Below are 2,059 nucleotides of genomic sequence, written 5' to 3'. Positions count from 1 at the left end.
TGTTTATCAATTTCTCAGGGGTACAAGGTTTCTACACAATGTGAAGAGAAACAATTTGAGAAAGGAGATGTTTTGCGGATGAAGAGGTCTCTTCTAAAGGGAATTGTACTTCCCTTGACAGGTTTTTGCTTTTGAGGAAATTGCTTATTCTTTCTTTTCATATGAAATTGAAAATGCATCGTGTGATGCTGTTCGAGATATTTTTCTATTTGAAAAGGCTCTCTTTCAAAATCTTATATGTGAACGATCGAAGAAAAGGGAACTGTTTGGTAGAGAAGAGCAGACTAACGTTTCTTCGTTTATTAAAGATGATCTTTGTGATAGCTGTCGATTAGCTTTTTCTCGGCTTCACTTTCATCTTCCTGATCCTGATGAAGTGGAGAGAGCAATTATGCTCTACCGATTCGACTGGCTGAACAATCGAATTGATCAATCTGGTTGGTTTTCTAGAGAGAGCCTTTTATGTGAGATTGCTCACCAGCTTTTTGCATTGGATTGGTCCTTTAAGGTGCAATCTGAAAAAGAGATCGACTTGTCTGCAATTTTCTACGAAATACATGCTTAGAGAGGTAAGGAATGGGGAATCACACGAGAGGTAAGGTCGTTGCTGTTTTTGGTAATCTTGTTGAAGTGGAGTTTGAAGGCAACGTCCGGCTTGGTGAATCAGCTTCTATTTTTGTAGAAGATGTTTCTTTACGTGCTGAAGTGTTAGAAATTCACGGTTCCATTGCAAAATTGCAGGTCTTTGAGCCAACTTATGGAGTATTCAGTGGAGCTGATGTTGAGTTCACAAATGATCTGATTGAAGCTGAATTGGGGCCTGGGTTGTTGGGGAGTGTTTTTGATGGGTTACAGAACCCTATTAACTCCACCTTTCAGGAGCATGGTGTTTTTTTGGTTAGGGGTGCTTACTATCCCTCTCTTCCTAGGGATAAGCTATGGACTTTTCGACCATTGGTTTCTGTGGGTAATGTTGTTTCACCTGGTTCTGTAGTAGGCACAACTCAAGAAGATCGTTTTGTGCATTCGATTTTTGTTCCTTTTAGACTTTCTTGAAGCAACTCATGTGTTCGTTTCATCCATCTCTCCCATAATGGAACGTCACTTGAGAGAATAGAGGCAAATTTAGCACTATACTTAGACCAAGAAATAAGTGGATCGACCGCAGGATACCTTCTGGCACCGCTACGATTGCGTGACAGACCTAAAAAAGATCCAACAACAGACAGAGTCGCTTGCGTAACAGGCTCATCAAAATTTCCTCCTGCAGGAGAAACAGCTCCACCAAGAGAGAGAGAGCCTGTCAAGCCGTCTTTCGAACAGACCACTCCTGCCCTCTGATATAGTTCAGCAATTTTTGCATTCAAACTAGCAGGGAATGCTTCATCGCCAGGTATCTCTTCTAGACGAGCAGACATCTCACGCATAGCCTGAGCCCAGCGAGATGTTGAATCTGCAACAACTAAAACATCAAGCCCCATTTGACGATAATACTCTCCAATGGTCACAGCCATGTAGACAGAAGACTCTCTGGCTGCAACTGGCATAGAAGAAGTATTGCAGATGAGAACAGTTCGATCAGATAATGGTCGACCTGTTTGCGGATCCTTCAATAGTGGAAATTCTTTGAGCATCTCAACAATTTCCCCTGCACGTTCACCGCATGCGGCAAAGATCACCACATCGACAGCGGAAAAACGAGCAAGATGGTGTTGTAAGACAGTTTTTCCTGCACCAAAGGGACCAGGCAAACAAAATGTACCACCTTTCAGAATTGGAAATTGTGTATCTATTACACGACAACCTGTCTCTAAAGGTGAATAAGGGAGCTTCCTTTCTCCGAAAAGAAGAGGTTGCTTCAGGGGCCATTTCTGAAACATCCTCACCTCAATATGTTCACCTTGTTTGTTTTTCAGTCTAGCAACGGTAGTATCGACTGAATACGAACCGTCTTCAATGATCCACTCAACTTCATACTCTCCTTCAGAAAGTCTAAAAGGAACAAAAATCGAATGCACAAAACGATCTTCTTGAGTTGTGCCTACTACAGAACCAGGTG

2 protein-coding genes and 1 pseudogene are annotated in these 2,059 nt (G+C 42.2%); 2 read left to right on the top strand and 1 reads right to left on the bottom strand.

Translation table 11 applies throughout. From position 1 onward, the window contains the following. Positions 1-391 precede the first annotated feature (391 nt). On the top strand, positions 392-565 hold the full coding sequence (locus GCCT14_RS04570) for a hypothetical protein (protein WP_157952621.1): 174 nt from the start codon (positions 392-394) through the stop codon (positions 563-565). Between the two features lie 11 nt (positions 566-576). Further along, a complete protein-coding gene (locus GCCT14_RS04565) occupies positions 577-1,056 on the top strand; it encodes a hypothetical protein (RefSeq protein WP_108624409.1) in 480 nt (159 codons plus the stop codon). Here GCCT14_RS04565 and GCCT14_RS04560 read toward each other — a convergent pair. After that, a pseudogene (locus GCCT14_RS04560) lies at positions 1,026-2,059 on the bottom strand (V-type ATP synthase subunit A); the annotation flags it as partial. The gene GCCT14_RS04565 and the pseudogene GCCT14_RS04560 overlap by 31 nt on opposite strands.

This window comes from Candidatus Similichlamydia epinepheli (assembly GCF_003056015.1).
This window is presented reverse-complemented; position numbering and strand designations above follow the sequence as displayed.